The sequence below is a fragment of the Staphylococcus sp. HMSC65H10 genome (genome assembly GCF_001839185.1).
Taxonomy (GTDB): Bacteria; Bacillota; Bacilli; order Staphylococcales; family Staphylococcaceae; genus Staphylococcus; species Staphylococcus simulans.
Genome location: NZ_KV840366.1, coordinates 1 through 1988, shown reverse-complemented (window position 1 = coordinate 1988; position 1988 = coordinate 1). Strand labels below are relative to the sequence as shown.

The following is a 1988-nucleotide window of genomic DNA, read 5'->3' as shown; positions in this document are numbered from 1 at the left end:
TCGCCTTGATTGACTTTATCGCCTTTTGAGAATCGTAATGAATTACGTTGCAAGTGGCCATAAATCCAATCGTTACCATTGGCATCTCTGATTTCCACTGTGCCTCCAAAATTGCCATATGGCTCACTAGTGATAACTGTTCCGCTTGTGAGTGCTGGTACGTCATTTGTGGCGTTAGAATATACATCAAACGCTCTGTGGTAACCACCACAAAATTCATCATAATTAATTCCATTTTCTTGATAATTTCTATATCCATAATTTTTAGGGTAATTATCATAAGTGCGTGGGTCGGATGAAATTTTCCAACCTTTTTTAGTAAGGTAATCAATAGCAGTTAGCATTCTATTTCAACCCTTTCTCTTTTAAATACTTTTCTTGGTCACGCGCTGATTTTTTAATAATAAATGTATTCTTCCATACACCATATGATACTAATGCGAGGGGTAATCCAGTATTGATCACATTAATCCATGCATCTACTTTTTGAGGATTAATCCATTCCGCGCTGATTCCACTTGTGTTTAGTGCAAGATATAATGCCCCGAGAAAACCACCGATTAAACCGATGAATTGTTTGATTTTATCTTCCATTTAATTCACTCCTTTGAAATAGTAAAAAGCCGACGCAGTGCGCCGACTTAGAAAAAAGTTGCTGCAAATCCTAATGCTCCGACTAATACAGTAGATATAGCACCAATGATTGCAACCCATATCTGCATATTTCCTTTTTGCCTTTCAGATACAAAGTTTTCAATCGAATCTAACCTTTTTATTGTTATATCAGAAGTATGTTCAACGTCTTTGATACGATTATTAAATCCTATAAGATTGTCGTTGATTTTTTCCAAAGTCTTATTTGTAGTTAATTGGCTTTGAATTAATGCATCGTTACTATCGTTTAATCGTGTGACCAGTAGTTTTAAATCGTTATGCAATGCTATATGCTTGTTATCTACTTCATTAATCTTCCCATCTATATTACGATTCGCTCTTTCCCATTCATGACGTAGTACATATTTATCTTCGCTCGGCATAAATTTCAAACCCTCCGAAAAACATCAGCACTAAATAAACCCCTGAAAGTGTAGCGAATTGAATAGGAGATAACCAATTAATTGCGTTGTAAACACTTGCACTTGTTATAATAAAATACATAACGAATGATATAAGACTTCCGATTGTGATTAGCCAATAACTTTTTTGATTTTGTTTAGGTAGTAAATAACTTGCACACATTAATAATATGCCTGAAAGTAAAAACAACACACCCCATATCCATATCGGTAATAGGTTGTGTAATTCTCTATAAAAAGCAGAATCGCCTAAAATCGAGTCTTGCTCAATTGTCCAGAACAACCCTCTCCACAACGTGAATAACCCTGTTCCGAATAATAGGGTGCTTGCTATCATCTCTGATAGATTCAGCTTTTTCATCCATTCACCTGCTTTCTAAAAAAGTTAGGGAAAAAGGCTATACCTCTTGCACCTCGCCTTTTACATATACTTCACCTTTCTCATCATACATTTCACGTTCAATATTTTGTTCCACAAAATAAGTTTTAGTCCCATTGTTCAAAATAGTAGCAAGCATATTTTGAACCTTACAAGCTTGCATCACTTGTTCTTTTTCTTGAAATTTATAAGCAGTGTTAGGTGAGGCTCCTCTAACAAAGCCATTTGAATAATTCTGCATTAATGGACTTTCTTCTCCGTATTTATTGACTTCCACTAAGTAAAATTCCTTAATTTTTTCCATAATAAATTCCTCCTAAAAATTGGTATAAAAATAGTGGTATAAGTTACTCACTTACACCACGGTCATTTTCACCAGTATTTTGTTTGTTTTCTAATTCCTCTTGATACAGTGCGAACAAAATTGCATTATCTTTTTCCAGCTCAGTGATTCTGTTCAATAAGTTATTAATTACCTTGTTTGGATCTGCTTGTAATTGGTTATTTTGATTCATTTATTTGTTCCTCCAATT

At 34.3% G+C, this 1988-nt stretch carries 6 protein-coding genes; all 6 read right to left on the bottom strand.

Features of this window, described 5'->3' with window-relative positions:
• The coding region (locus HMPREF3270_RS08800) for a M23 family metallopeptidase (protein ID WP_141763136.1) at positions 1 to 344 on the bottom strand (344 nt) is incomplete at its 3' end.
• 1 nt (position 345) lies between these two features.
• Positions 346 to 594: a phage holin gene (locus HMPREF3270_RS08795; protein ID WP_070626834.1), complete on the bottom strand. Its 249-nt coding sequence runs from the start codon at positions 592 to 594 to the stop codon at positions 346 to 348.
• 47 nt (positions 595 to 641) lie between these two features.
• Positions 642 to 1037 (bottom strand): hypothetical protein, encoded by a 396-nt coding sequence (locus tag HMPREF3270_RS08790; RefSeq protein WP_070469052.1) that lies wholly within the window; start codon positions 1035 to 1037, stop codon positions 642 to 644.
• On the bottom strand, positions 1021 to 1437 hold the full coding sequence (locus HMPREF3270_RS08785) for a hypothetical protein (protein ID WP_070469054.1): 417 nt from the start codon (positions 1435 to 1437) through the stop codon (positions 1021 to 1023). Before HMPREF3270_RS08785 ends, HMPREF3270_RS08790 begins: the two co-directional genes overlap by 17 nt.
• A 37-nt stretch (positions 1438 to 1474) precedes the next feature.
• Positions 1475 to 1759 carry a hypothetical protein gene (locus HMPREF3270_RS08780; protein WP_070848694.1) on the bottom strand — a complete coding sequence of 95 codons (285 nt, stop codon included), beginning with the start codon at positions 1757 to 1759 and terminating at the stop codon, positions 1475 to 1477.
• 43 nt (positions 1760 to 1802) lie between these two features.
• Entirely contained in the window at positions 1803 to 1970 is a 168-nt protein-coding gene (locus HMPREF3270_RS13960; protein WP_176746723.1) for a hypothetical protein, read from the bottom strand.
• Positions 1971 to 1988: the final 18 nt, after the last annotated feature.